The organism is Janthinobacterium rivuli (assembly GCF_029690045.1).
GTDB lineage: Bacteria > Pseudomonadota > Gammaproteobacteria > Burkholderiales > Burkholderiaceae_D > Janthinobacterium > Janthinobacterium rivuli.
Map to the genome: position 1 here is coordinate 3271873 of NZ_CP121464.1, position 24024 is coordinate 3295896.

At 63.4% G+C, this 24024-nt stretch carries 23 protein-coding genes; 9 read left to right on the forward strand and 14 right to left on the reverse strand.

What is annotated here, in order from left to right; all coding sequences use genetic code 11:
- Nucleotides 1-161: 161 nt before the first annotated feature.
- Both P9875_RS14845 and P9875_RS14850 read right to left on the reverse strand, forming a co-directional pair.
- Entirely contained in the window at nt 162-578 is a 417-nt protein-coding gene (locus P9875_RS14845; RefSeq protein WP_278315743.1) for an SRPBCC family protein, read from the reverse strand.
- Between the two features lie 19 nt (nt 579-597).
- Complete coding sequence (locus P9875_RS14850; RefSeq protein ID WP_278315744.1) at nt 598-1614, reverse strand: aldo/keto reductase; 1017 nt, start codon at nt 1612-1614, stop codon at nt 598-600.
- A gap of 102 nt (nt 1615-1716) precedes the next feature.
- Here P9875_RS14850 and P9875_RS14855 point away from each other — a divergent pair, with 102 nt between their 5' ends.
- On the forward strand, nt 1717-2628 hold the full coding sequence (locus P9875_RS14855) for a LysR family transcriptional regulator (protein ID WP_278315745.1): 912 nt from the start codon (nt 1717-1719) through the stop codon (nt 2626-2628).
- A 42-nt stretch (nt 2629-2670) separates the two neighbouring features.
- The gene (locus P9875_RS14860) at nt 2671-3129 is read left to right on the forward strand and encodes a DUF421 domain-containing protein (protein ID WP_099403507.1); all 459 of its coding nucleotides are present in this window, start codon (nt 2671-2673) and stop codon (nt 3127-3129) included.
- A 9-nt stretch (nt 3130-3138) separates the two neighbouring features.
- Here P9875_RS14860 and P9875_RS14865 read toward each other — a convergent pair whose 3' ends face one another.
- The 3 genes from P9875_RS14865 to P9875_RS14875 form a co-directional block, all read right to left on the reverse strand.
- On the reverse strand, nt 3139-3612 hold the full coding sequence (locus P9875_RS14865; RefSeq protein ID WP_099403508.1) for a DUF6328 family protein: 474 nt from the start codon (nt 3610-3612) through the stop codon (nt 3139-3141).
- 73 nt (nt 3613-3685) lie between these two features.
- On the reverse strand, nt 3686-4393 hold the full coding sequence (locus tag P9875_RS14870; RefSeq protein ID WP_099403509.1) for a hypothetical protein: 708 nt from the start codon (nt 4391-4393) through the stop codon (nt 3686-3688).
- A 109-nt stretch (nt 4394-4502) separates the two neighbouring features.
- Nucleotides 4503-4715 (reverse strand): hypothetical protein, encoded by a 213-nt coding sequence (locus P9875_RS14875; RefSeq protein WP_034751103.1) that lies wholly within the window; start codon nt 4713-4715, stop codon nt 4503-4505.
- A 259-nt stretch (nt 4716-4974) separates the two neighbouring features.
- On the opposite strand from P9875_RS14875, the gene P9875_RS14880 reads away from it, so the two are divergent.
- On the forward strand, nt 4975-5394 hold the full coding sequence (locus tag P9875_RS14880; protein WP_035818493.1) for a YidB family protein: 420 nt from the start codon (nt 4975-4977) through the stop codon (nt 5392-5394).
- A 167-nt stretch (nt 5395-5561) separates the two neighbouring features.
- On the opposite strand, the gene P9875_RS14885 is transcribed toward P9875_RS14880, so the two are convergent.
- Together P9875_RS14885 and P9875_RS14890 are read right to left on the reverse strand one after the other, a co-directional pair.
- The gene (locus P9875_RS14885; protein WP_176390687.1) at nt 5562-6659 is read right to left on the reverse strand and encodes a LacI family DNA-binding transcriptional regulator; all 1098 of its coding nucleotides are present in this window, start codon (nt 6657-6659) and stop codon (nt 5562-5564) included.
- A 167-nt stretch (nt 6660-6826) separates the two neighbouring features.
- The gene (locus P9875_RS14890; RefSeq protein WP_278315746.1) at nt 6827-8896 is read right to left on the reverse strand and encodes an Ig-like domain-containing protein; all 2070 of its coding nucleotides are present in this window, start codon (nt 8894-8896) and stop codon (nt 6827-6829) included.
- Between the two features lie 177 nt (nt 8897-9073).
- Here P9875_RS14890 and P9875_RS14895 point away from each other — a divergent pair, with 177 nt between their 5' ends.
- The 5 genes from P9875_RS14895 (at nt 9074) to P9875_RS14915 (ending at nt 13556) form a co-directional block, all read left to right on the forward strand.
- The gene (locus P9875_RS14895; protein WP_035818497.1) at nt 9074-10324 is read left to right on the forward strand and encodes an Hsp70 family protein; all 1251 of its coding nucleotides are present in this window, start codon (nt 9074-9076) and stop codon (nt 10322-10324) included.
- 38 nt (nt 10325-10362) lie between these two features.
- Nucleotides 10363-10992, forward strand: coding sequence for a 3'-5' exonuclease (locus P9875_RS14900; RefSeq protein ID WP_170846245.1), 630 nt, complete (start codon nt 10363-10365; stop codon nt 10990-10992).
- A gap of 176 nt (nt 10993-11168) precedes the next feature.
- Nucleotides 11169-12557 (forward strand): tetratricopeptide repeat protein, encoded by a 1389-nt coding sequence (locus tag P9875_RS14905; RefSeq protein WP_278315747.1) that lies wholly within the window; start codon nt 11169-11171, stop codon nt 12555-12557.
- A 97-nt stretch (nt 12558-12654) separates the two neighbouring features.
- Complete coding sequence (locus P9875_RS14910; RefSeq protein WP_099403512.1) at nt 12655-13131, forward strand: DUF4262 domain-containing protein; 477 nt, start codon at nt 12655-12657, stop codon at nt 13129-13131.
- Nucleotides 13128-13556, forward strand: coding sequence for a DUF6386 family protein (locus P9875_RS14915; RefSeq protein WP_099403513.1), 429 nt, complete (start codon nt 13128-13130; stop codon nt 13554-13556). The genes P9875_RS14910 and P9875_RS14915 overlap by 4 nt, the downstream gene beginning before the upstream one ends.
- A 30-nt stretch (nt 13557-13586) precedes the next feature.
- On the opposite strand, the gene P9875_RS14920 is transcribed toward P9875_RS14915, so the two are convergent.
- Nucleotides 13587-15374 (reverse strand): GGDEF domain-containing protein, encoded by a 1788-nt coding sequence (locus tag P9875_RS14920; RefSeq protein ID WP_099403568.1) that lies wholly within the window; start codon nt 15372-15374, stop codon nt 13587-13589.
- Between the two features lie 408 nt (nt 15375-15782).
- On the opposite strand from P9875_RS14920, the gene P9875_RS14925 reads away from it, so the two are divergent.
- The gene (locus P9875_RS14925) at nt 15783-17978 is read left to right on the forward strand and encodes a prolyl oligopeptidase family serine peptidase (RefSeq protein ID WP_278315748.1); all 2196 of its coding nucleotides are present in this window, start codon (nt 15783-15785) and stop codon (nt 17976-17978) included.
- A gap of 90 nt (nt 17979-18068) precedes the next feature.
- Here P9875_RS14925 and P9875_RS14930 read toward each other — a convergent pair whose 3' ends face one another.
- The 6 genes from P9875_RS14930 to P9875_RS14955 all read right to left on the reverse strand — a co-directional run bounded on the left by P9875_RS14930 (nt 18069) and on the right by P9875_RS14955 (nt 23846).
- The gene (locus tag P9875_RS14930; RefSeq protein WP_278315750.1) at nt 18069-18956 is read right to left on the reverse strand and encodes an STM4011 family radical SAM protein; all 888 of its coding nucleotides are present in this window, start codon (nt 18954-18956) and stop codon (nt 18069-18071) included.
- Complete coding sequence (locus P9875_RS14935) at nt 18950-20329, reverse strand: STM4012 family radical SAM protein (RefSeq protein WP_278315751.1); 1380 nt, start codon at nt 20327-20329, stop codon at nt 18950-18952. The genes P9875_RS14930 and P9875_RS14935 overlap by 7 nt, the downstream gene beginning before the upstream one ends.
- The gene (locus P9875_RS14940) at nt 20326-21168 is read right to left on the reverse strand and encodes an STM4013/SEN3800 family hydrolase (protein WP_278315752.1); all 843 of its coding nucleotides are present in this window, start codon (nt 21166-21168) and stop codon (nt 20326-20328) included. Before P9875_RS14940 ends, P9875_RS14935 begins: the two co-directional genes overlap by 4 nt.
- Nucleotides 21161-22246, reverse strand: coding sequence for an STM4014 family protein (locus P9875_RS14945; RefSeq protein WP_278315753.1), 1086 nt, complete (start codon nt 22244-22246; stop codon nt 21161-21163). The genes P9875_RS14940 and P9875_RS14945 overlap by 8 nt, the downstream gene beginning before the upstream one ends.
- A 6-nt stretch (nt 22247-22252) precedes the next feature.
- Nucleotides 22253-23179, reverse strand: a complete 927-nt coding sequence (locus P9875_RS14950) for an STM4015 family protein (RefSeq protein ID WP_278315754.1) — start codon at nt 23177-23179, stop codon at nt 22253-22255.
- A gap of 91 nt (nt 23180-23270) precedes the next feature.
- Nucleotides 23271-23846, reverse strand: coding sequence for a helix-turn-helix domain-containing protein (locus P9875_RS14955; RefSeq protein ID WP_034751403.1), 576 nt, complete (start codon nt 23844-23846; stop codon nt 23271-23273).
- Between the last annotated feature and the right edge of the window lie 178 nt (nt 23847-24024).

The following is a 24024-nucleotide window of genomic DNA, read 5'->3' on the forward strand; positions in this document are numbered from 1 at the left end:
TAAAAGATTCGAGCAAGCTCTGCTGGGCGATGGCTAAAATCTGCTGCACTGCACACAACCGCACTTGCGCTTGTTGTTAACGATAACACGGAATCTGCGCGATTCCGCCACAGGGCAGACGAAGAAAAGCTGGCTGTGGCGGAATTGGTCTTCGCAGCGCCTTACTTCGCTAATGATTGCTGCAGCGCTTCCAGTCCCGCTACGTAAATGCCGTGGAACAGCTCCGTCACGTCCTGTTCGCTGACCCCGACAGGCGTAAAGCGGCCGGACCAGGTGACCCGCGCGCCAGCGCTATCCGCCAGCGGCTCGACTTGCAGGGTCGACAGGTAGTCGCTGGCAGGAAACGGCGCCTGCAGGATGGAATAGCTGTAGCTGCGCGCCGCATTGTCATACGCTTCCAGCTGCTCGACGATGACGTCGCCGGCCGGGTTGGCCAGGTGGCGGATGCGGCCCCCGTCGCTGAGCGTGCTGCTGGGAATATACGGCAGCCAGTCGGGCAGCGAATTGAAGCCGCCGATCAGTTGCCACACTTGCGCCGGCGTGGCGGCGACGTCGATGAAAGTCGTGGTATGTGCCATGATGGTATTCCTTTATATATTAGTTGCTGCCAGTTGGCAGCGGCGCGAACGGCGACACCAGCTGTTCGGCGCGCATCTCTTGCCAGAAGGCGGCGGAAATGACGCTGTTCAATGCCTGCTGGTCTTCGGCCAGGCGTTCCGGACGGCTGGCGCCGGGGATCACGGCAGCCACGGCAGGATTGGCCAGCGAGAATTGCAGGGCGGCCGCCTTCACGCTGACGCCGTGGCGCGTGGCAATCGCCTTGATGCGTTCCACATTGGCAATGATTTCGGGTGATGCCTTCTGATATTCAAAGTGCGCGCCACCGGCCAGGATGCCCGAGCTGTAGGGGCCGCCGACGACGATGTCGACGTTCTGTTTTGCCGCGGCTGGCATCAATCGCTGCAGCGCACGCTCATGGTCGAGCAGGGTGTAGCGCCCGGCCAGCAGGAAGGCGTCCGGCTGGGCTTCGGTCAGGTCCAGGGTCAGTTCCAGCGGTTCCACCTTGTTCACGCCCACGCCCCAGGCCTTGATGACGCCTTCTTCGCGCAAGCGGGTCAACACGCGGAAGGCGCCAGTGCGGGCAATCTCGAACTGCGCCAGCCAGTTGTCGCCGTGGAAGTCTTGCGCGATGTCGTGTACCCAGACGATGTCGAGGTGGTCCGTATCCAGGCGTTTCAAACTGTCTTCGATCGAGCGCAGGGTGGCGTCGGCCGAATAGTCATCGACGATCTTGTTCTTGCGGCCAAATTCGAACAAGCCGCCTTTTTCGCCCAGTTCGCGGGCGGCCGGGTCTTCCAGTTCATCGAGGATGAGGCGGCCGACCTTGGTGCTCAGTACGTAATCGTCGCGGCGGCGCTGCTTCAGGGCGGCGCCCAGGCGCAGCTCTGCCAGGCCGGCGCCGTAGAACGGAGCCGTATCGAAGTAGCGGATGCCCGATTCCCAGGCCGCGTCTACCGTTGCCATTGCTTCCTCTTCGGGAATGTTGCGGAACATATTGCCCAGCGGCGCCGTGCCGAAACCCAGTTTGCCTGTCAGTAAGTGTTTGATACTCATGATGTTTTCCTTCAATGTGTGGATCAGTGAAGACAGAATAGCTGGACAAGTTAAGCCTGTCCGAGACATAATTTGCGCAACTTGAGTCCTGAAAGGTCTGATATGCTGGACATCCGCCAATTGCAATACTTCATCGCCGTCGCCGAGGAAGAACACGTGGGGCGCGCCGCCGAGCGCCTGCATATTTCACAATCCCCGCTAAGCCGGCAAATCGCCCAGCTTGAAGAGAAGCTGGGCCTGACCCTGTTCGAGCGCAGCGCGCAGCGCATCCGCCTGACGCGCGACGGCCATACTTTTCTGGCCGAAGCGCGCGCTTTTATCACGCACGGAAATCGCCTGGAAGCATTGGCGAAACGCCTGGGGCGCGGCGACGAAGGCGGCCTGTGCATCGGCTATATCGAAAACGCCATGCATGCGGGCGTGTTGCCCGATGGCTTGCGCGCCTTGCGCGCCACGCGCCCGCAAGTGCACATCGCCCTGTATAACCTGCATTCGGCCGAGCAGATCGAAGGCTTGCGCCAGCGCAGCCTCGATATCGCACTGCTGTGCGAACCGCCGCTGCCGAACGATCCGGACCTCGATTGCGCGCAAGTGCTGAGCGACCCCATGCTGCTGGCCTTGCCGGAGACGCACCCGCTGGCGGTCAAGGCCGAGCTGACCCCGGAGGATCTGGCAGGCGAGGAGTGGATTGCCGTGCTGCACAAGGAAAGCGTGCTGAAACACGATAACTTCATCGCCGCCTGCGCGCGCGCCGGTTTTACGCCCGATATCCGGCTGGAAGCAACGGAACCGCTGACGGCGCTGGGCCTGGTGGCGGCCGGACTGGGCATGGCCATGATCCAGCACAGCCTGCGCCAGCACGCGCCGGCCGGCGTCGTCGTGAGGGAACTGCCGTGGTTCAGCTATCGCACGCCCTTGTGGCTGGCCTGGCACAAGGTCAACCTGCGTCCGCTGGTGGGGATTTTCCGCGAGACACTACTGGAACAGGCCAGCGGTGTGGCCATGGCGGCGTAAAAAGACGTATAAATAAGGCAATCATTCGTCAGGAGGATTGCCATGTTTGCCATGGATGTATCGGTGTGGGAATTGGTGGCGCGCGCCGTCATCATTTATCTTGCCTTGCTGCTGATGGTGCGCATGACGGGCAAGCGAACGGTGGGACAATTCACGCCGTTCGACTTGCTGGTGGTCATGCTGCTGAGCGAAGCCGTCTCGAATTCGCTGTCGGGCGGCGACGATTCGATTCCCGGCGGCCTGGTGCTGGCCTTGACCTTGATCTGTCTCAACATGCTGATCGCCTGGCTGAGTTCACGCAGCCGCAAGTTCGCCGACCTGGTCGATGGCAAGCCCGTGCTGCTGGGCCGCGATGGCCAGATTTTTGACGATGTCGTCAAGAAATGCAGGGTGGCTGGCGGCGATGTGGAGCAGGCGCTGCGCGAGGCGGATTGTTCCTTGCAGGACATGAAATGCGCTTTCCTGGAGGCCGATGGCAAGATCACCATCCTGCAAAAGTAAGCGGCCGGATCACATTTTCTTGCTGCGCTTTAAATGCAGGGGCAGCCACCACCACATGCAAATGATGAGCGACCCCATCAGCACGCCGGCGATGATGCCGGCGATGTGGCCAAACACTTCCGACATCACCAGGTTGGTGCCCAGGATAAACGCCAGCGCCAGGGTAAAGGCGCCGCACATCATGATGCGGTCGGCCACTCTTTTAAAACGTTCTCGGTCTTGCAGGGGCCGCATCACGCGGTGCTGGATGGCTGGCGCGCTGAGCAGCACCAGGCTGGTCATGGACAGGAAAAACGTCAGCAGGAAGACGACTTTTTCCGCCTGCACGATCTTCGCGAAGCCGCCGTTGAAGGGCAGGATGATGAGGAAGGCTGTCAGCATCTGCGCGCCCGGCAAGAGGATGCGCAATTCGCTGAGCAGGTCGGACAAGTCGCCTTCGTCGCCTTGCTGGTCATCGTCATCCTGGTCTCGCGCTTGCGGCATGGGGCTATCCTCGTGGTGGTGATGGCACTAGTCTACCCGGGAGTGCCTTGCCTGACTGTGGGCGGGCGCACCTTCAGAACCATTGCGTGTAGCGTTGGCGCAAGCGCCACAGCGGCGTCGAGACGATGGCCGTGGCGCTGTGCGAGGCGTCGTGGCCGCAATGGCCGCAACTGTGGCGCCGGTGCGGCGCCAGCGCGAAGCTGCCCAGGTCCAGGTGCGGGTGGCCGCAGCGGGCGCAATCGCTGCAGTCCAGCGGCGCGCCAGCCTGCAGCGCGGCGGCCAGCGCCTGCGCGGCGGGCGGCGTGATGTTCAGCTGCACTATGTCGGGAGGAAACAGGCCGGGCAGGGCGCGGCAGTCGATGGCCAGCGCGGCCGTGTCGCGCGCCAGCAGGGCGCCGCCGTCATCGGCCCGGGCGCGCAGTTGCAGCACGCCATCCGGGCCCAGGCGCAAGGTGGTGGCGTGAAATTGCATGGGGTCGAACAGTTCCGGGTACAGCACATAGCCCATGGGACTGGCGTGCTGGCGGCAACGCATGGGCTGCGTTGTTTGCCGGTCGGCCAGGTCGGCTTGCGTGCCCCAGTAGCACTGGTGCGTACGGCACCAGTGGCGCGCCGCGCCGTTGCGAAATTTTCCAGCAGGCAGCAGATCGCACAGGACGATGGCGTCCAGCCCCGCACCGGCGCGAAAGTGGCCCGTGATGTGGGACGTGGTGACGGCAAGATCGCCCGTGCTCGCTTGCAGGGGCCAGCAGATGCCGGGCAGGGTCAGCGGCGTGAGCAATGGGACCTCCGCGCAGCTATCGGCTTGCGAGCCGATAGTGGGCTGACATGAAAAAGCCCGCCGTCTCGGGCGGGCTGTGCTGACGGGAATGCCAAAGGCATGGCCCGGTTTATTCTTCCGTATCGGCCAGGGTGACGATGGCGCGCGCCCACTTCGAGTATTTCAGGTTCGCCAGGTCGCGCACGGTCTTGATATTGAAGGCCTGCTTGAGCAGCTCCGCATCCTTCTCGCTCACGCCTTGCAGCGCATCGACGGGGGCATCAGCGATTTCCTTGAACGTCTTTTTTTCGTAAGCCTTGTCTACCGCTTTATTGATGTTCATGTGTTGATACTCCTCAGTAAGTGGGGAAATTAATTCTACACGTTTTTGTAAAGTGTCAATTTACGCTTGCAAGTTGTGCCGAACTAAATATGATGGAGGTGGATGCCTCGGCAGCGAGGCCATCCGTGCGTTCGCTTCGAGATTGTAATTATGGCATTTTATTATTCATAGTATAATGATTTCCATGGCGGAGAAAGGTCTGCGCCATGCCGGACGCCGCAGTCACGCGGCACGAATCGATAGCGTTCAGGAGAATATGATGAGTTTGCTAGACCAACTTGCAGGACAAGCGATGAGCGCTTTGGGTAATAAAAGTGCTGACGGGGAAGCCCCATCGGGATTGATGGCCAGCGTCATGGACCTGGTCAACCAGCATGGCGGCTTGCCCGGTCTGCTGCAGAAATTCCAGGAAAGCGGCCTGGGCGACCAGGTGGCCAGCTGGATCGGCACCGGCGCCAACGCGCCCGTGTCCGGCGACCAGATCAAGGATGCGCTCGGTAGCGACACGATCACCCAGATCGCTGAAAAAGCGGGCGTCGCGCCGGACGCCGCCTCGGGCGGCCTGGCAGCCTTGCTGCCCCAGTTGATCGACAAGCTGACGCCCGACGGTCAGGTACCGGAAGGCAATGACCTTGTCAGCCAGGGTTTGAATATGCTCAAGGGCAAGATCTTCGGTTGATTCCCTGGCCTTGAAATGAAAAACCTCGCAGCAATGCGAGGTTTTTTTATGTGCAAGGTTTTTGGCAGAGAAGTGCGAGCGTCTGAAAAACGCCTGTGGCTAGGCGCGGCCCCGAAGACAGTACGAATAGTACGGCGAGGGGCAGGCAACAACGCCACGGGCGTTTTTCAGGCGGCGGCCATCATGCCGAAATATGGCTGCTCGACAGTCAGCCTGGCCGTACTGCCTTCCACCAGATACGAGCAATAGCGGCGCCGTTCGGCGCTGCCGCCGCGCCGCTCCATCAGTTCGCCGAGCATGGCGACGGCGTCGGTGGCCATCTTTTGCACGGGCTGGCGCAGGGTGGTGATGTCGTAGCTGAGCCAGCCCGACGCATCCAGCGCGTCGAAACCGGCCACCGACATTTGCAGCGGCACCTGGATGCCCATCTGGTGGCGCGCCGTGTCCAGGCAGCCGATGGCCATGATGTCGTTGCCGCAGATGACGGCGTCCGGCACGCGGCCCAGGCGGTCGATGACCTTGCGCAAGCCCCGTCCGCCGCTGGCGTAATCGTAGTTGCCGCTGACGACGATGGGGGCGGGCAAGCCCAGGCTCAGCAAACGGTCCAGCATGCCGGCCTTGCGCTCCTGCGCGACAGCCGAATCGCCGGGGCCGTCGATGATGGCGAACTGGCGGTGGCCCGCTTCGGCCAGACGCGAGACGAGCAGGCGCGCCGCTTCGGCCTGGTCGCACAGCACGGCGTGCACGGCGTGCTCGCGCGGACTGCGGTTGAACAGCACCAGCGGCACGTCGCGCCGGCCGAATTCGGCCATCTGCTCGTCCGACAGGCAGGCGGCCACGACAGCGCCATCGACCTGGTATTGCCACACATCGCACAAGACCTTGCCGATATCGGCTTCGCGCTCGAGGGTAAACAGTAACAGGCGCTTGCCCTGGCGGGCGATTTGCTGGCTCAGGTCGGACAGCACTTGCGGATAGTACAGATTGGCCAGGTTGGAAATGATGACGGCCACCAGGTTCGAGCGCCGCGTGATCAGGCTGCGCGCGGCCGCGTTGGGGATGTAGTCGAGGCTGATGGCCGCCTGCATGACCTTGGCATGGGTGGCTTGTGAGATGCTGGCGCCCGGCTTGAAGCAGCGCGACACGGCCGATTGCGATACGCCTGCCAGCAGGGCCACGTCATACGAGGTCACGCGCCGTCCCGCGCCGGGTATGGCGCGGCTGGTGGTGCTGGGTGTCCGGGCTACAGTATTCTTTTTTCGCATATTGGTCTGGCAAGCAACCTGTCTCAAAATATTCCTGCAGGCCCGGCCGCTTGTGGCGGCCTGGGCGGGCAGAATGAGCATAGCGCAAAAGATTGCCGCATGGCAAGACGGCCTTCTTGATTATGTTGCAAAAAATATGACTGAATGGCAAGTGTCGAGCGCCCCCCTTAATCGGGGCTGTCACAGGGGCCGCTGCCATAGGGGCTGAGGCGTCCCGGCGGGTCCACGCGGCGCGCGCTGAAATCGCTGGCCAGGGTGGGTAAGGGGAAATCTGCCGTCGCGCTCGCCTCCGTGCCGCTGACCGTGCCCCGCACCGTCAGGGTGACTTCCACCCAGGAAGCATAGTTGCGCGGATAGCTGACGGTGACGGTGGCCATGCCCAGCGCGTCGCTCAGGCCGCTGGCGCTGACGGTCAGGGGGATGCCCGGGTCGAGCACGCCATTGCCGTTGCGGTCGTAGGCGGCGTCAAAGATGCCGTTACGCAAGACGTCTTCATTGGCGCAGCTGTAACGGGGCAGGGCCAGGCGCCAGACGCCTGTGTCGGGGAACTCGGGCTTGTCCGCCTGCCACACATAAGATCCCTTGGCGTAGTGGCTGGGCCACGCTGCCGCCGTGATGGCAACGCCAGGCACGGCATTGCCAGCGCTGTCGGAGACGAACACGGCAAAGTCCTTCTGCAGCACGCTGGCCGAATGCTCGCGCAGCAGGCTGCCCGTGCCCAGCTTGATCGACAGCGCTTGCCGCGCCACCGTCAGGCGCACGAGGGCCGTGGCCGCCGCTTGCGGCGCGCCCTCGATGCGGGCCTGGATCAGCACGCCGTCGCGGCCGCTGTCGGCCGGCCCCGCCACGTACACGGCGCGCGCCAGGCCGTCGCTGCCCGTCAGCACCCGGCCCGCCTGCCGCAGGTAGCCGCCGCTGGGGTCGCTCAAGATGCTGAACAGCACGGGCGAGTTCTTGACCAGGTTGTTGGCCGCGCCATCGCGCACCACGGCGCTGAGTGTGCTGATACTGGTGCTGGCGTTGTCGGCCGCAGTGGCCGTATTGGCGCGCAGCACGGCAGGATCCGCTTGCACGGCCAGCTTGCTGGCGCTGCTCAATGGCGCGACGAATTCCAGCCGCGTCTGCGCCGTGGGACCGCCCGCCACGGCGGCCGTGATGGTGGTCACGCCCGCGTTGGCCGATTGCACATAGCTGCGCGGCAAGTTGCCATTGCTGAAAATCAAGCTGGCGGGCAAGGCCTGGCTGCAATCGCTGTCCGCAAACAGGCTGCCGCGCGAGGTCGACAGGCTGGCGCTGCCCGTTTGCGCCACGCCCGCCTTGTCGTAGCGCGTGTCGATGGGCTGGCACGCCAGGGTGGCCACTTCCGGCAGCACGTCCGCGCCGCTGGCGTCCTGGCTTACGGCTGGGCTCAGGCGCAGGTCGCTGCCGGCCACGGCATACGCTTGCGTGGCGGCGGCGCCCAGCGCGCTGACGGACACGGCATCCTTGCCCAGGCTGCCTGCCGTGACGCGCAGCACCAGCTGGCCTTGTGCATTGCTGAGCGCTGCGCCGCCATCCTTGACGCGCACGCCATTGCCGGCGCCCGTGCTGTAGGCGATGGCGGCGCCGGCCACGGGCCGCTTTGCCGAGTCGCGCACGGTGACGGTGAGGTCGGCGCCCTGGCCCAGCATCAAGGCGGCCGGCCCCAGCAATTCCACGCTGCTGCCTGTGACGGCCACCGTGCCCTTGCCGCTGCGCGTGCCCACATTTGCCGTCACGGTGATGCTGCGGTTGCTGTTGGCGCCTCCGGTACCCAGCAGGGCGCGCGCCTGGCCGTTCTTGTCCGTCACGGCGTCGACGCTGCCGAGGATGCCGGAATCGGCGGCGAAGGAAATCTTTGCATTGGGTAAGGCCAGGTTGGCGCCATCCTTGACGAGGGCCGTGACGGCCACTTCGCCGCCGGGCTGGCCCGCCGAAGCCAGTTCCGTGCTCGAAAACACCAGGTTGACGGCGCTGGCCAGGCTGGCTGGCTCAGGCGGCGTGACGGGAGGAATCACGGGCGGTATCACGGGCGGGGTGACTGGCGGATTGACGACCGGCGGCGGGCTACCGCCGCAGCCTGCCGTGCTGTGCAGTGCGCAGCCGGCGCCTGCCTGGGTATCGGCCGAACCGCCGCCGCAGCCGGCCAGGGAAACGAGGAAGGCGGCCAGCAAAGTAGCGGGCAGGCGGCGTGGGCGGCGCAGAGGGGCGAGGGGCACGATGGGTCTCCGGGAGCTGGCCGAGTTGCTCGGCATCACTTCCAAGAGTAGCTTTTGCGCACGGCAACTACTTGATGCAAAGCAAGCTTATGCTGTTGACGGGGCTGAACGGGTTTTGCTGGTGCAATGTCCTGCCTTCTGATAACATAACGCCCCTTTATTCAGGGAAGGGTCGACATGGCCAATGCTTGCGGCGTCGATTTCGGCACGTCAAATTCCACGGTAGGCTGGGCACGTCCCGGGCAGAGCACCATGCTCGGCCTGGAAGATGGCAAGACGACCTTACCGTCCGTCGTCTTCTTCAATGCGGAAGACGAGGAAGTCAGTTTTGGCCGCGCGGCGCTGGCCGGCTATCTGGCCGGTTACGAAGGGCGTTTGATGCGCTCGCTGAAAAGTTTGCTGGGCACGAGTCTCATCGATGGCCAGACGGAAGTGGGTGGCCGCGCCTTGCCATTTCGCATGTTGCTGGCCCAATTCATTGGTGAAGTAAAACGCCGCGCCGAGCAGTCCGCCGGCCGCGAATTCTCGTCCGCTGTGTTCGGCCGTCCCGTCTTCTTTATCGATGACAATGCGCAAGCCGACCAGCTGGCGCAAGACACCCTGGCCGAAGTGGCCCGCTCCGTCGGCTTCAAGGACGTCGCCTTCCAGTTCGAGCCGATTGCCGCCGCCTTCGACTACGAGTCGCAAATCGACAAGGAAGAACTGGTGCTGATCGCCGACATCGGCGGTGGTACCTCCGACTTTTCGCTGGTGCGTTTGTCGCCCGAGCGGGCAAAAAAGACCGAACGGCGTGAGGACATCCTCGCCACCGGCGGCGTGCACATCGGTGGCACGGATTTCGATAAATACCTGAGCCTGTCTTCCGTCATGCCTCTGCTCGGCTATGGCAGCCGCCTGCATAACAATAGCGAAGTGCCGTCCAGTTACTATTTCAACCTGGCCACCTGGCACACGATCAACCTGGCGTACACGAAGAAGATCTGGGTGCAGCTGGCCGACGTGTGCCGTGATGCGCGTGAGCAAGACAAGATGGGACGCTTGCAAAAGCTGATCGACGAGCGCGCCGGCCACTGGCTGGCCATGAAAGTGGAAGAGGGCAAGATCGCCCTGTCCGACGCGGCCGAAGTGCAGCTGGAGCTGGACCGCCTGTCGCCCGCGCAAAGCCTGTTGCTCAAACGGACGCAATTTGATGAAGCCATCGGCCACCTGTGCGGTTCCGTGGAAGAAACCGTGCTGCGCCTGCTGCGCGATGCGGGCGTGGCGCCGGACGCCGTCGATACCGTCTTCTTCACGGGTGGCTCGAGCGGTGTGCGCCTGCTGCGTGAAAAGATCGCAGCCCTGGTGCCGGCCGCGCGCAAGGTCGAGGGCGACCTGTTTGGCAGTATTGGTGCGGGACTCGCGCTGGACGCCGTGCGCAAGTTCGGCTAAGCTGGCCCACCGCAGCATCGCAGAAAGAGCCTGACTTCATGAATGTGTTTGACAAACCGATCGTCATGATCGACTTCGAGACGACCGGATTGTCGCCCGACATGGGCGACCGCATCACGGAAGTGGCGGCGCTTCGCATCGAGGGCGGGCGGATCACGGACCGCTATGTGACCCTGATCAACTGCAATGCGCGCATTCCCTCGTTCATCACGGGCTTGACGGGCATCACGCAGGCCATGGTGGACAAGGCGCCGCCCGTGGCCGAGGTGGTGCCGCAGTTGCTGGATTTTATCGGCAGCGATGCCTTGTCGGCGCACAATGCCAGCTTCGATGAAAAATTCCTGCGCGCGGAAAGCGCCAGGCTGAACCTGACACCGGCGCACCAGTCGCTCGTGTGTTCCTTGAAACTGTCGCGCCGCGTGTTTCCTGGAATGGCCAGCTACAAGCTGGGCTTGCTCTCGAGCCAGCTGGGCATCGCCTTCAAGAGCGCCGCCCACAGGGCCGAGTCCGATGCGGAAGTGGCGGCGCAAGTGCTGATCCATATCGGCCGCCATTTGCGCAGCAGCTATGGCATCGCCGATGTTGACGCCGACCTGCTGGTGTCGCTGAACAAGCTGGCCGCCGCCAAAGTGCCGCAATTCCTGCAAAAACACCCATCGCGCCGCTGAGCGCCATTCTCCCTCTAAGCGGGCTCATCAAAACGATATAATTTTGTTATTTCGTTTGAGCCTGCTCAAGTCCTTCCCCCGCATCGAATTTAAAATTTAAGCAACACACGATTTCGCCGCCCTGGGCCGCCGTTTTGCGCGTGCTGCCGGCAAGCGCAATGTGGATGGGGGCGCACATGGACAAGCACCATACTGCCAGAGATAGCCACGAAGCGTATATCTGGTTCCGCACGGCTGCCGAGCAGGGTAATGCCTACGCCCAGTTCAACCTGGGATTAATGTACAAAAAGGGCGAAGGCGTGGCGCAGGACGATGCGCGCGCTTTTGTCTGGCTACGCCTGGCCGCGCTGCAAGGACTGGCTTTTGCACAGAACCACCTGGGCGCCCTGTATTACCACGGCCGCGGCGTGGCGCAGAGCGACGAGGACGCCGTGCTGTGGTTTCGCCGCGCGGCCGCCCAGGGCGATGCCTCGGCCCAGCAAAACCTGGGGCAGATGTACCGCAAGGGACGCGGCGTGCTGCAGAGCGACGAGCTGGCCCTGGCGTGGTTTTACCGCGCCTCGGAACAGGGCGTGGCCAGCGCGCAATCTCTGCTGGGTGAAGCGTATGCGCAGGGTCTGGGCGCGAAAAAGAACGATGCGCTGGCCTTGGCCTGGTTCCGCAAGGCCGCCTTGCAGGGCGATGCGCAGGCGCAGCTGAACCTGGGTCTCGTCTACAAGCGGGGCCAGGGCGTGGTGCAAAGCGATGCGCAGGCGCTGGCCTGGTTCCACCAGGCCGCGGCCCAGGGCCTGGCCGTGGCGCAGCGGCAACTCGGCGTCGCGTATGCGGAAGGCCTGGGCGTGGCGCCCGACCAGTTGCGCGCCTACGCCTGGCTGCAGCGGGCGGCCGAGCAGGATGACGCCGACGCCCAGTTCAACCTGGGCCTGATGCTGGCGCGCGGCCAGGGCGTGGACAAGGACGAGGCGCGCGCCGTCATTTGGTACCGGCGTGCCGCCTTGCAAGGCCATTGCATGGCGCAATACAACCTGGGCGGCATGTTTGCGGGCGGACGCGGCGTTGTCCGCGACTTGCGCCAGGCGCTGGACTGGTACGCCAGGGCGGCGGCTCAGGGTGCGTCGAATGCGCAGTTCAACCTGGGCGTGATGTATGCCAATGGCCAGGGCGTGGAGCGCGACGAGGTATGCGCCGTGCGCTGGTACCGCACGGCCGCCGAGCAGGGCGATGCCAGCGCGCAAAACAACCTGGGCGTCATGTACGCGAACGGCCATGGCGTGCCGCAAGACGATGGCCTGGCCGTGCATTGGTATGCGCGCGCGGCCGGCCAGGGGCATGCGCTGGCGCAATACAACCTGGGCGGCATGTACAACAGCGGGCGCGGCGTGGAGAAAGATCCCGTTTGTGGCTACATGTGGCTGGCGCTAGCGGCCGAGGGCGGCGATAGCGGGGCGGCGAAGGCGCGGGAAGCGGCTGCCGCCAGGCTGGAGCCGGCGCAGCTGCAAGAGGCGCAGCAGCGCATGCGGCAATGGCACCAGGTGCGCTTTCCGCCGCGGACGCCGCGCGACTGAAGCGTCGGCTGTGCACGTGGACGCGTGCTGCATGCGATAATTGCCGGCAGGCATGTCGCGCAAGCGGCGCGGTTTTCGGCATAGTGAAAGGTGGAACATGGTAAGGCAGGCAGGCGAGGATGCATCCGAGCAAAAAGTCATCGACGACATCGCCACGCATGGCTGGCATGGCGTGCATATCAGCGCGGATGAAGAAGGTCCCGGCTATGCTTTTAGCATAGGCGCTTGCCACAGCTTCGGCCAGCCTGAATTCCTGATCATGGGCTTGCCACGGGCCATGGCCCACCAGATACTCGATGTGGCGCTGGACGCCGTGCGCAGCGGCGCCATCACGGATTTCACGGCCACCACGGACGTCTTGCTGGAAGGCCATCAGTGCGCCTTCGTGCGCGTGCCCGTCGAGCAATACCGCAACTATGTCGGCTATGCGCGCTGGTATTACCAGGGCGATGATTTTATCTTGTACCAGATCGTCTGGCCGTCGCGCGATGGCCATTTTCCATGGCAGGCGCAAGCCAGTGCGCAATATGTGGCGAGCCAGCCTCTGCTGGGACCGGCGCCGCTGGTGGCATGACGAGCATTGTCACCGGCACGGCCACCGTGTGCGTGTTCGACCCGGCGCTCCTGCGCCACAGGCTGGATGATGACTGCGACTGGTGGAGCCTCCCCAGCGCGGAACTGGCTGCCGTGAATGCGGGGCAAGTGGCGTTTTTCAACGTAGGCGGCGACGGCGCGTATGACATTGCCTTGCATGCTGAACTTGCCGAGCCGCAGGTAGTCGTGCATCTGGCCGTCACCTCGGGCCGCGTCTTCATCGGCGCCGGGGAAGACGTCACGGGCGGCGGCCTGGAACCGGACACGGCCTATGGCGGCCTGTTCGTGGACGTCCCCGCAGGCAACTACCGCCTGCAGGCGCGCCGCGATGGCGCGCACATCAGCCTGGCATTCGTGCCCGATGCGCGCGGCAGCAATGCGTTTGGCGACCTCGTGCGCATCTGATTCCATTGAGCTTCTTGCTATTGCCCCTGGCTACGCATCCATGCGCGCCACGCCCGCACTTTGCCGGCGGTCCAGAAACAGGCTGTTGCCGTGGATTTTCTTGGCCTGTTTCTTCGCTTCGGCCGCCTGCGTGGCGATCTGATGGTGCGTGTAGTACTGGTGCGCCTCAACCTTGATGACGCCCAGCGACAGGCTGATCAACGAATAAAACACTTTCTTGCCTTGCCGGTCTTCGCTGATGTAGCCGCCCCGTTCGCAGTCGCCCGAGCTGTAATAGGCGAGGATGGCGGCCGCGAAGTCGTCCAGCATGGCCTGGCAGCGCGTTTCCCAGTCTTCGCTCTGGAACAGGATCATGAAATCGTCGCCGCCGATGTGGCCGATGAAGTCGCGGTTCGGGTCGCAATGGCCGCTGAGGATTTCTCCCGTCAGCTGGATCACGTCGTCGCCCTTGCGGTAGCCGTACACATCGTTGAAGGGCTTGAAGTGGTCGAGGTCGCAATAGCAGACCCAGAAGCGGCTGCCGCTGTGCAATAAGCGGTCGATATGTTCGTTGATGGGCACGTTGCCGGGCAGTTGCGTCAGCGGGTTGGCGTAGCGGGCCGCATTGATCTGCATCTGCGTGATTTCGCGCATCAGGTCGTGTCCCGTGCCCATGCCCAGGTAACGGCCGTGCTCGGTGATGATGAAACCGTTGAACAGGTGGTGGGCGTCCGACTGCACCATGGTGTAGCTGAGTTCCTGCAAGCTCGTCTCGTGGTCGGCGATCAGGGGTGTGGCATCCATGAACAGGCTGCAGGATTTCTTGCCATACAGTTCGCGCTGGTAGGGGCGGGCGAAGTGGTCGATCATTTCGAAGCGGCTGATCAGTCCCAGCGGCACGCCGTCGTCGACGACGGGGATGATCATCAGCTTCGGGTCTTTCAGGAAAATATCGTACACCTCGTTATTGTTTTTCTCGGGCGACACGGCCGCCACCCGGTGCAGCAGCTTGCGGATGCTGGCGCCGTTCTTTTCCAGGCTGCTGCGCTGCGGATATACGGCCACGCCGTTGCGCCCCAGCGCCTGCACCACTTCGGCCGGCAGCGCGCGTGCCGGCACCGCGTTGGGCCGGCCCAGGTGATAGCCTTGCCCGAAGGCCACGCCCAGGTCGCGCAAGACCAGCAATTCCGTCTGCGCCTCGATGCCTTCGGCGATCACCAGGGTGCCCGATTTTTCCGCGATTTCCTGGATCGAGCGCACGAATTGCAGTTTCACGGGGTCATTATTGATGCCCTGGATGAAATGCATGTCGATTTTCACGTATTCCGGGCGCAGTTCCGACCACAGGCGCAGGCTGGAAAAGCCTTCGCCGAGGTCGTCGATGGCGATCTGGAAACCCATGTTGCGGTAGTGCAGCACCGCTTCGCGCATCAGCTCGTAGTCATACGTGGGCTGGTTTTCCGTCAGCTCGATAATGACGCGGTCCGGATTGATGCCGATATGCTCGATGTATTCCAGGGTTTCGCCATGGCGGGCATTGCGCAGCAGCAGGCATTCGGGGCTGACGTTGAGGAACAATTTGCCAGGTAGTTGCAGTTCGGCAAAGCGTTCGAGCACCACTTGCCGGCACAGGTGCTCCACTTCCAGGGTCAGGTCATGCGCGCGCGCCACCTTGAACAGATTCATCGGCGCGTGCAGGGGGCTGTCGGACGGCCCCCGTATCAAGCCTTCGTAGCCGATGATGTCGCCGCTGTGCATGTGGATGATGGGCTGGAACAGCGCACTGAGCTTGCGGCCCGCGAGGATCTCGTGCAAGGCATCCGTCCCTTCGATGCTCATGGATATCGATGGCGGCGTCAGGTAAGCCACATTCGATGGCATCGCGCCGGGCGGCGCGGCGGTGGGGAGGGCGAGAGTGTGCATAGGCGGACGTGGCGGCACGGCCTCTGGACGGGCCATGAACATGTTGCCGATAGTAAAGAAGATTTATGACGGCTTGATGAAACGACTTCGCTTTTGATAATGTTTCCTGCATGAACGTCAGTTTGCCGATTCCGTCGAAAGCGAGATTTATCATGGTGATCCACGTGAATTTGCCAAACAAAAGACGGCAAATCCACCGGATAACTGTGCTTTAAAAGTGGCAATCCGCGCTATGATTTCTCTTGGCGAAAGTCAACATAGGCAGCCGCAGAGTTTGCTTGAGCGGCATGCTTTCCCCGACATCCAACAATGAGACGACAACCCATGCAATTACGTAGTGCAACCCTCATATTCAGCTTGATGACCGCTTTCGGCGGCAATGCCCTGGCGCAAAGCGCCGCGATGCCATCGTGCCCGGCTGCCGACGGCGCTGCCGTGACGTATCCGGTCAGCAAAAAAGTCGACCAGCAAGACAGCTATTTCGGCACCACCATCGCCGATCCGTACCGCTGGCTGGAAGATGCCAACAGCGCGGAAACGGGCGAGTGGGTCACGGCGCAAAACAAGCTGACGCAGTCGTATCTGGGCACCATCCCCGAGCGCGCCGCGATCAAGCAGCGCCTGACCAAGCTGTGGAACTATGAGCGTTTCTCTACGCCAACGAAGCAGGGCGGCCGCTACTTCTACAGCCGCAACGACGGTTTGCAGAACCAGGCCGTGCTGTACACGGTGAAAAAACTGACGGACGAGCCGCGTCTGCTGCTGGACCCGAACACCCTGTCGACGGATGGCACGGTGGCGCTGGCCGGCACCTCGATCAGCCCGAACGGCAAGTACCTGGCGTATGCCACGTCGGCCTCCGGTTCCGACTGGAACGAGTGGAAAGTACGCGACATCGAATCGGGCAAGGATTTGACGGATCACATCCAGTGGGCTAAGTTCTCCGGCGCTTCGTGGACCAAGGACAACACCGGTTTCTTCTACAGCCGCTATGACGCGCCGAATGAAGCCACCAAGCTGGCCGATATCAATTACTTCCAGAAATTGTATTTCCACAAGATCGGCACGCCGCAAAGCGACGACGTACTGGTCTTCGACCGTCCCGACCAGAAGGAATGGGCGTTTGGCGGCAGCACCGTCAGCGACGACGGCAATTATTTGATCATCACGGCCACGCAGGGCACGGAACGCAAGAACCGCGTCTTCTACAAGGACTTGCGCCAGAAGAACGCCAAGGTCGTCGGCTTGCTGGAAGAATTCGACGCGTCGTACTCGTTCATCGACAATGACGGTCCCGTGTTCTTCTTCAAGACGGACAACAAGGCGCCAAAATCGCGCGTGATCGCCATCGATACGCGCAAACCTGCGCCTGCCGATTGGAAAGAAATCGTGCCGCAAAGCGCGGAAACCCTCGTCGCCGTCAACCTGATCAACAACCAGCTGGTGCTCGACTACTTGAAAGATGCGCAAACGCAAATCAAGATCGTCGACCTGAAAGGCAAGCTGGTGCGCGAAGTGGCCTTGCCGGGCATCGGTTCGGCCGGCGGTTTTGCGGGCAAGCGTGGCGACACGGAAACGTTCTACTCGTTTACCAGCTTCACGACGCCAGCGACCATCTACCGCTACGACATGAAATCGGGCAAGAGCAGCGTGTACCGCCAGCCGAAAGTCGATTTCGACCCGAACGCCTTTGAAACACGCCAGCAATTCTTCACCAGCCGCGACGGCACCAAGGTGCCGATGTTCATCGTCTCGAAAAAAGGCATGAAGCTGGACGGCACGAATCCGACCTATCTGTACGGCTATGGCGGCTTCAATATTTCGCTCACGCCGAGCTTCTCCGTGGCGAATCTTGCCTGGGTAGAAATGGGCGGCGTCTACGTGATGGCCAACCTGCGCGGCGGCGGAGAATATGGCGAAGCTTGGCATCAGGCTGGCACCAAGCTGAACAAGCAAAACGTCTTCGACGACTTTATTGGCGCGGCGCAGTGGCTGGTGGACAATAAAGTCACCTCGCCATCGAAACTGGCGATCGGCGGCGGCAGCAATGGCGGCCTGCTGGTCGGTGCGGCCATGACGCAGCGTCCCGATCTGTTCGCTGCAGCCATCCCGCAAGTGGGCGTGCTCGACATGCTGCGCTTCCACAAGTTCACCGTGGGCTGGGGCTGGGTGCCTGACTATGGTTCGTCGGACGACGCCGAGCAGTTCAAGGCGCTGGTGAAATACTCGCCGCTGCACAATCTGAAAGCGGGCGGCTGCTATCCAGCCACCATGATCACGACGGCCGACCACGACGACCGCGTCGTGCCAGCCCACAGCTTCAAGTTCGCTGCAGCTGCCCAGGCAGCGCAAGGTGGCGCGGCGCCCGTGCTGATCCGTATCGACAGCAAGGCTGGCCATGGCGCCGGCAAGCCGACGACCAAGCAGATCGAAGAAGTGGCTGATCGCTGGGGCTTCCTCAGCCGTTCGTTGAAGATGACGCCGGTAGTGGCGGAGCCAGCCAAGGTGGCGGCGCAGTAAAACGCGGTAGGTCGGATTAGCGCGGCATCGCCGTGCGTAATCCGACACCACCGGAGCCAACAATGTGTCGGATTACGCGGCGTGCCGCCGCTAATCCGACCTACGTTGCTCTGCGTGCACGATCCTAGCCAATACCCCCTCCCCAAACACCGCCTGAAACGGCAAATCCTTGCGCTGCGCGTAGCCGATATAGCAATCGCACTTGAAGCGCGGGCAGCTGCGTTCTTGCAGCATGTCGGCCAGGTCATCCACATACAAATTCCCCAGGCGCTCCGGCACGAAATGGCAGCGCGTCAGTTCGCCATCGCCATCGACGGACAGCGACGCTTCGCCCGCCAGGCACGGTTTGCCGCGCGAGGGAGACGGGCGGCGGTTTTGCGCGAACCACGGGTCGATGGCGTCAAACCAGGTCAGGTCTTCCCCGCTGTAATAGCCGGGGCCACGCCGGTCAAACGCGTTCAGCCACAGGTAGACGTGGGCCGGCAGGGCCGCGCGCAGGGCGCGGATGGCGTCCAGGTGTTCGTTCATGGCGACGACGCCGACGGAGTAGCGCACGCCCATCGTGTCCAGGCGCGCGCAGCGTGCGAGAAAGCGGGCAAGGGTCGTCTGGTCCGGGTGGTAGGTGCACCACAGGCCGATTTTTTCCAGGCCGTCCATCGCTTGCAGCCAGTTCAGGGGACCGGACAGATTCGTTTGCAGCGCCACCTGGCGCACATGGGGCAAGGCAGCCAGCGTCTGCATGGCCGTACGGTAGTGGCGCCGCACCAGCGCTTCGCCCCAGGGCGTAAACAGGACGCTGATGTCCCGCTTTTGTGCCGCCACCCAGCTGGTAAACCGCGCCACTTCGCGCGCATCGCGGGCCAGGGTGGCGCGGCTGTCGCGCTTCTTGGCGAACGGGCAGTAGCCGCAGGCGTAGTTGCAACTTGCCAGGGTGCCACGGTATAGCAAGGACAGCACGCCTGGCTGCGCGGTCAGCACGCCTGGCCGCCTTCGGCCATCAGCGTGCGCACCGTCTCGGAGGCCAGCCACGGGCCGATGGTGTCGGCGTAGCTGTAGCCGCGGTCGTTCAGGCGCAGCAGGGGGCCGTTTTCTTCCACCAGTTCCAAGGCGTGCAGCTCGGCCAGTTGCGGAAGATCAAGCTCGCAGCGCGTGCCGAAGCGCGCCGTGTAGGCGTCGCGGTCCAGGCCCGGTTCCGTCAGCAGCGACTGGATCACGTAGCGGCGGCGCTGTTCCGCATCATCGAGCACATAGCCGTGTTCGGCCTGCGCGAAGCGTTCCTCATCCAGCGCCAGGTAGTTGTCGATGATGCCGATGGTCTCCGTTCTCGCCACCGCGTACTCGCTCGAATAATGCAGGCGCGAAGTGTAAGAGCGGGCGCCCGCGCCCAGGCCCACCATGCCGTCATTCTGGCAGCAGTACGAGGGACCGTTCTGCTCCGGTGCATGCGGTGCGCGGAACATGCGCATCGAGACCTGTTCATAGCCCAGGGCGCGCAGATGGTCGCGCGCGGCCGCGTACAGGGCCAGGCGGCTGTCGCCGTCGCGCGCCAGCATGATGGGGTTGAGCGACTGCGCGCCCTGGCGGCGCGCCACCTTGCCGAGACCCGTCTGTTCCCGTACGTACAGCGGATACAGGTAGATTTCCTCGGGCGCAAACGCCAGCGCGCTGTCGATGGACGCGAGCAGGCTGGCCACGGTTTGCCCGGCGATGCCGTAGATCAGGTCCAGGTTCAGGGTGGGGAAGCCGGCCGCGCGTATCAGGCCGATGGCGTGATGCACGGTGGCGTTTTGCTGGGGACGCGCCAGCGCGCGCATCTCGCCGGCGGCAAAGCTCTGGATGCCCAGGCTGACCCGGTCGATGCCATGCGCGCGGCAGACGGCAAGCCGCTCGGCCGTGATGGTTTCAGGCGACGCCTCGATGCCGGCCGGCGTGTGCTGCAGGTCGATGCCGAGGATGTCGCGCGCGCCACACAGCAGGGTGTCAAGCTGCGCCGGTGACAGGTAAGTAGGCGTGCCGCCGCCCAGCGCGAAGCGGGCAAAGCGCCGTTCGCCCAGCGCGCCGTTGAGCGCGCGCATCTGCACCAGCACTTGCTGGACGTAGCGCTCGACCATGTCGGCACTCGGGCGCGCCATGGCGAACAGGTTGCAAAAGCCGCAGCGCATTTCGCAAAACGGGATGTGGATGTAGGCGAAGAGGGCGGAGCGGTCCTGCTGCGCCCACAGGGGCGCCAGCGGCGCGGCCTGCGGCAAGGCGCGGTAGGCGGCCTTGTGCGGATACGAGTATGAATACGCCTGGTAGGGCGTGTGGCGCATGCGCTGCGCCAGGGTGCCCGGTTGTTCGGATGGGTTCACGGTGGGGACTCCTGAGAAATGGTATCTGGCGTGAGGAAGAAGTGCGCGTACGGCACCTGCCACACGCTGTCGTGGGCGATGCGGTGGCCACGGTAGCCGTCTTCGCCATACGCGCTGCCGTGATCCGAGCAGACGATGGCAAACGTGGGCGCGCGCGCGGCGCAGGCGGCAAACAGGGGGGCCAGCGCGCCATCCACATAGCGCAGGGCCGCCGCATGGCTGTCAAGATTGTCGGCGCGGCAGCCGGGCAGGTAGGCGCGGTTCGGCGTGTGCAGGGCGGCCACGTTGATGAACAAGAAGGTGCGCTGATCGTTTTGCGCCAGCAGCTGGGTCGCCAGCGCCACCTGCTTTTGCGTCGAATGGCGGCTGGCCACGCCCATGCCGGCGCTCCAGTGGCTTTCCTGGAACAGCGACGGCAGCACCGCGCCCAGCGCCGTCTGCTTGTTGAAAAAACCCACGCCGCCGATGCAGATGGTGCGGTAGCCGCGCGCGGCCAGCGCGGCGGGCAGGTCCGCTTCTTCGAACGCAAACGTGTGCGGCGAGGTGGTTTCGCTGCCCGCAAAAGCGCTGGCGAACAGGCGCGGATGGCGGCCCGGCGCTGCCGGCGTGGGCAAAAAACCGGCAAAGAAGGCCTGGTGCGCCGCATACGTGAACGTGGCGGGCGAGTGGCGCTTGTCCCAGCCGCCCGGCGGCAGAAAACGGCCCAGCACGGGCAGTTCGCCCGCTTCATACAGGGCTTGCGCCACGTCATGGCGCAGGGTGTCGAGCGTGATGAAGACGATGTCGTGGCTGCCGACGATGGCGTGCATGTCGGGGATGGCAGGTGTGTCTTTAAACATGGGGCAGTTGCGTCAGTTGCGCTGCGTAAGTGTCCGCGCCTTGCCACAGCAGGCCTGGCAGCAGGTCGCCGAAGGCGTTCGCCTCCAGCACATGGGCATGGCCATGGCGCACGACGAGGTCGTAGCCCGTCACGTGACTGTGTGGGAAGGCGCGCGCGGCCTGGGCGCTGGCCGCTTCCAGCGCCGCCAGGTCGGCTGCGTCCAAGAGGCCGGCCGTGTCGCCACGCCGGTTGTCGAGGTGCAGATTCGTCATCATCTGGTGGCCGATGCGCGCCACCCGGTGCGCCGGCTGGCCGGCCAGGGTCACGACGCGCAAGTCGTAGTGGCCGTCGCCGCAGCGCGGCTTGTTCAGCCATGTTTCCGCATACAGTTCCTGGGCGGCCAGCGCGTCGACGAGGGCGGCGATGTCGTGTTCGGATTCGTAGCGCGCCATGCGCTTGACGTTGAACAGACGCGCCGCGCCATCGCCCTGCTGCAAGGCGGCCGAGGTGGTGGCTTGCTGGCGCCCGGCCTTGTTGCTGCGGTAGGCGACGACGCCCGACGCGGAGGAGCCGTAGCGCGGTTTCAGGTAAACGCGGTCAAGCTGGTGTTCGTGCAGCAGCGACTGCAGGTGCTCATAGCCGTGCACGGGGCCGAGCAGGCTGGGAATGGCGATGCCGTGCGCGGCCAGGTGGCGCTGGCACGCCAGCTTGTCCGTCATGAGACAGATTTCGGCTGGCGCATTGACGACGCGCGCCTGCGGCAGGTCGGCCAGCTGCGCCGCCAGGGAGGCCATGGCGGATGCAAATCCTGCGAACCACGCATCCATGGCCAGCAGCTCGCCATGTTCCGGTGCATGCACGGGCGCGCGATCAAGCTGTCGACAACCGTCATGCAGCAGCCGCAGGTGCGCCGCCGGGTCGTCGCCAGGCGGCTCGATCTTGAACAGGCAGGGCCGGCGCAAGGCGTCCTCGAGCAGGGCAGGCTGCGCCAGCCAGTCGCGCCATTCCAGCACCTGCGCGGGCGGCAGGCGCAATTGCGCGCGCGCCGCCTGCATCAGGCGCACGCGCTTGCTGCCGCTGGTGGCCAGCAAAAGCATCAGGTTTTATTCGCCGACGGCGACATAGCGATAGCTTTCGCCATCGTCTTCATCGGCTTCCTGCGGATCGTCCAGCACCACCTCGAAGGGCAGCGCCTTCAGCTTGGCCTGGTTTTCTTCCGAGATGTAATGGTGCGACAGGTCCAGGCGCTTCAACTTGCCCAGCTGCGTATGATTGAGCATGGCTACGGCGCCCAGGTCGCCGATGGTGCCCAGCGACAGGTCGAGGGTGTCGAGCTGCGCCACCAATGGTTCTTCCGCCAGCCAGACGGCCAGGTCGTCGGCGATTTCCGCGTCGCGCAAGCCCAGGTAGCGCAGGGTTGGCACGGTCAGCTGCGCCAGCACCTTGCGGTACAGGTCGGCGTCGCCCGAAAAGCCATAGTCGTCCGTGCCCAGCCACAGCTCCAGGTGTTCCAGCTGCGGCATGCTCGATTGCGCCAGCGCTTCGGCGATCTTTTGATCGATGCCGCCCGCTTCGATGGTGAAGCGGCGCAGGTTCTGGTGCGCGAACGGTTCGATGACGAGTTCATTGCCGCCACGGATGCGCAGCTCTTCCAGCTGCGGGAAAGCGTCCAGCAGCGGCTTGTAGCTGCCTTGCACGATCCACGAGATTTCGCATTCCTCGTACGTCATGTCGCCGATGAACAGGGCGCGCAAGTTCGGCAACTGCGGCGCGTGACTGGCCAGCGCGGCGATCACCTCGTCGGCGCCCGCTTCGTACGGGTCGCCCCACATGCCGATGATCAGCGCTTCAAGCGCATTCTTGTCGGTTTTTTCCAGGAAGCCGGCGATCAGGTCCGGCATCTTGCGCTTGTCGTCATACTCGAGCGAGAGGCGGTAGACGATATCCTGTCCGGATTGCAGCGCGATATCAGGATCGTACTCGACGACTTTTTTCTTGTGGAAGAGGGTGGTGCTTTCGGAAATCGTCATTGCTAAGGCTCCATGAAAGACAGTGAAAATCTTGTCTAATCCAAAATCTTAGCATGGGCGAAAGAGCTTATTGCACACTGCTGAAAAGCAACTATCTATGGATGACCACCAATAATGCCTTGCCTTCCGTCTTGCCCAGGTTGCGTATCGTATGTGGCTGGTCCGCCGGATAGCGCGCCGTGCCGCCATTCTTGACCTTTTTCTTCGCCGTTCCCACTTCCAGCTCCAGGTTGCCGTGAATCACCGTCAAATGCTCGGTGGTGCCCGGATCATGCGGTTGCGACGCCAGCTCACCGCCCGGCGCCAGGGTCACTTCATACCATTCATATTTGCCGGCCAGTTCCATCGGCCCCAGGATGCGCAGCACGTAGCCAGCGTGGTCGCCGGGCAGGGTGGGGGTTTCGTGGGCGTCCGTGATGCGGATGGTTTCCACGGCTTTTTCCGCGCTGGACAGCAATTCGCCGATCTGCACGCCCAGGGCGTTGGCCAGGCGCCACGTGATGGCGATGGTGGGATTGGCTTTTTCGCGCTCGATTTGCGACAGCATGGACTTCGACACGCCGGCGATGCGCGACAAATCCTCCAGTGTCAGGCCGCGCGCCAGGCGCAGCCGTTGCAGGGTGGCGCCCACTTCGGGCGGAGAATTGGTCGAAACGCTGGTTTTCATCGGCAGGTGGCTTGCAAAGTTCAAAAGGCTTGGGTAATATCCACTATATTGAATTTCAGTTCGAAATAGTGGATTTTGAGGAAAAACACGGAAACGTGTAGACTTCAAACAGCGCTTCACGGTACAGCATTGTGCGCGCACCGGTCAAGCGGCCGCTTTTCCCTATGGCGGCTGAGGT

Bases quoted from the DNA above. Each gene is read 5' to 3' on its own strand.
- P9875_RS14875 (WP_034751103.1), bottom strand. From the start codon at position 4,715: ATGAACATCAATAAAGCGGTAGACAAGGCTTACGAAAAAAAGACGTTC.
- P9875_RS14850 (WP_278315744.1), bottom strand. From the start codon at position 1,614: ATGAGTATCAAACACTTACTGACAGGCAAACTGGGTTTCGGCACGGCG.
- P9875_RS14865 (WP_099403508.1), bottom strand. From the start codon at position 3,612: ATGCCGCAAGCGCGAGACCAGGATGACGATGACCAGCAAGGCGACGAA.
- P9875_RS14905 (WP_278315747.1), top strand. From the start codon at position 11,169: ATGGACAAGCACCATACTGCCAGAGATAGCCACGAAGCGTATATCTGG.
- P9875_RS14900 (WP_170846245.1), top strand. From the start codon at position 10,363: ATGAATGTGTTTGACAAACCGATCGTCATGATCGACTTCGAGACGACC.
- P9875_RS14895 (WP_035818497.1), top strand. From the start codon at position 9,074: ATGGCCAATGCTTGCGGCGTCGATTTCGGCACGTCAAATTCCACGGTA.
- P9875_RS14880 (WP_035818493.1), top strand. From the start codon at position 4,975: ATGAGTTTGCTAGACCAACTTGCAGGACAAGCGATGAGCGCTTTGGGT.
- P9875_RS14945 (WP_278315753.1), bottom strand. From the start codon at position 22,246: ATGCTTTTGCTGGCCACCAGCGGCAGCAAGCGCGTGCGCCTGATGCAG.
- P9875_RS14940 (WP_278315752.1), bottom strand. From the start codon at position 21,168: ATGTTTAAAGACACACCTGCCATCCCCGACATGCACGCCATCGTCGGC.
- P9875_RS14860 (WP_099403507.1), top strand. From the start codon at position 2,671: ATGTTTGCCATGGATGTATCGGTGTGGGAATTGGTGGCGCGCGCCGTC.
- P9875_RS14915 (WP_099403513.1), top strand. From the start codon at position 13,128: ATGACGAGCATTGTCACCGGCACGGCCACCGTGTGCGTGTTCGACCCG.
- P9875_RS14855 (WP_278315745.1), top strand. From the start codon at position 1,717: ATGCTGGACATCCGCCAATTGCAATACTTCATCGCCGTCGCCGAGGAA.
- P9875_RS14920 (WP_099403568.1), bottom strand. From the start codon at position 15,374: ATGAGCATCGAAGGGACGGATGCCTTGCACGAGATCCTCGCGGGCCGC.
- P9875_RS14955 (WP_034751403.1), bottom strand. From the start codon at position 23,846: ATGAAAACCAGCGTTTCGACCAATTCTCCGCCCGAAGTGGGCGCCACC.
- P9875_RS14885 (WP_176390687.1), bottom strand. From the start codon at position 6,659: ATGCGAAAAAAGAATACTGTAGCCCGGACACCCAGCACCACCAGCCGC.
- P9875_RS14845 (WP_278315743.1), bottom strand. From the start codon at position 578: ATGGCACATACCACGACTTTCATCGACGTCGCCGCCACGCCGGCGCAA.
- P9875_RS14910 (WP_099403512.1), top strand. From the start codon at position 12,655: ATGGTAAGGCAGGCAGGCGAGGATGCATCCGAGCAAAAAGTCATCGAC.
- P9875_RS14950 (WP_278315754.1), bottom strand. From the start codon at position 23,179: ATGACGATTTCCGAAAGCACCACCCTCTTCCACAAGAAAAAAGTCGTC.
- P9875_RS14925 (WP_278315748.1), top strand. From the start codon at position 15,783: ATGCAATTACGTAGTGCAACCCTCATATTCAGCTTGATGACCGCTTTC.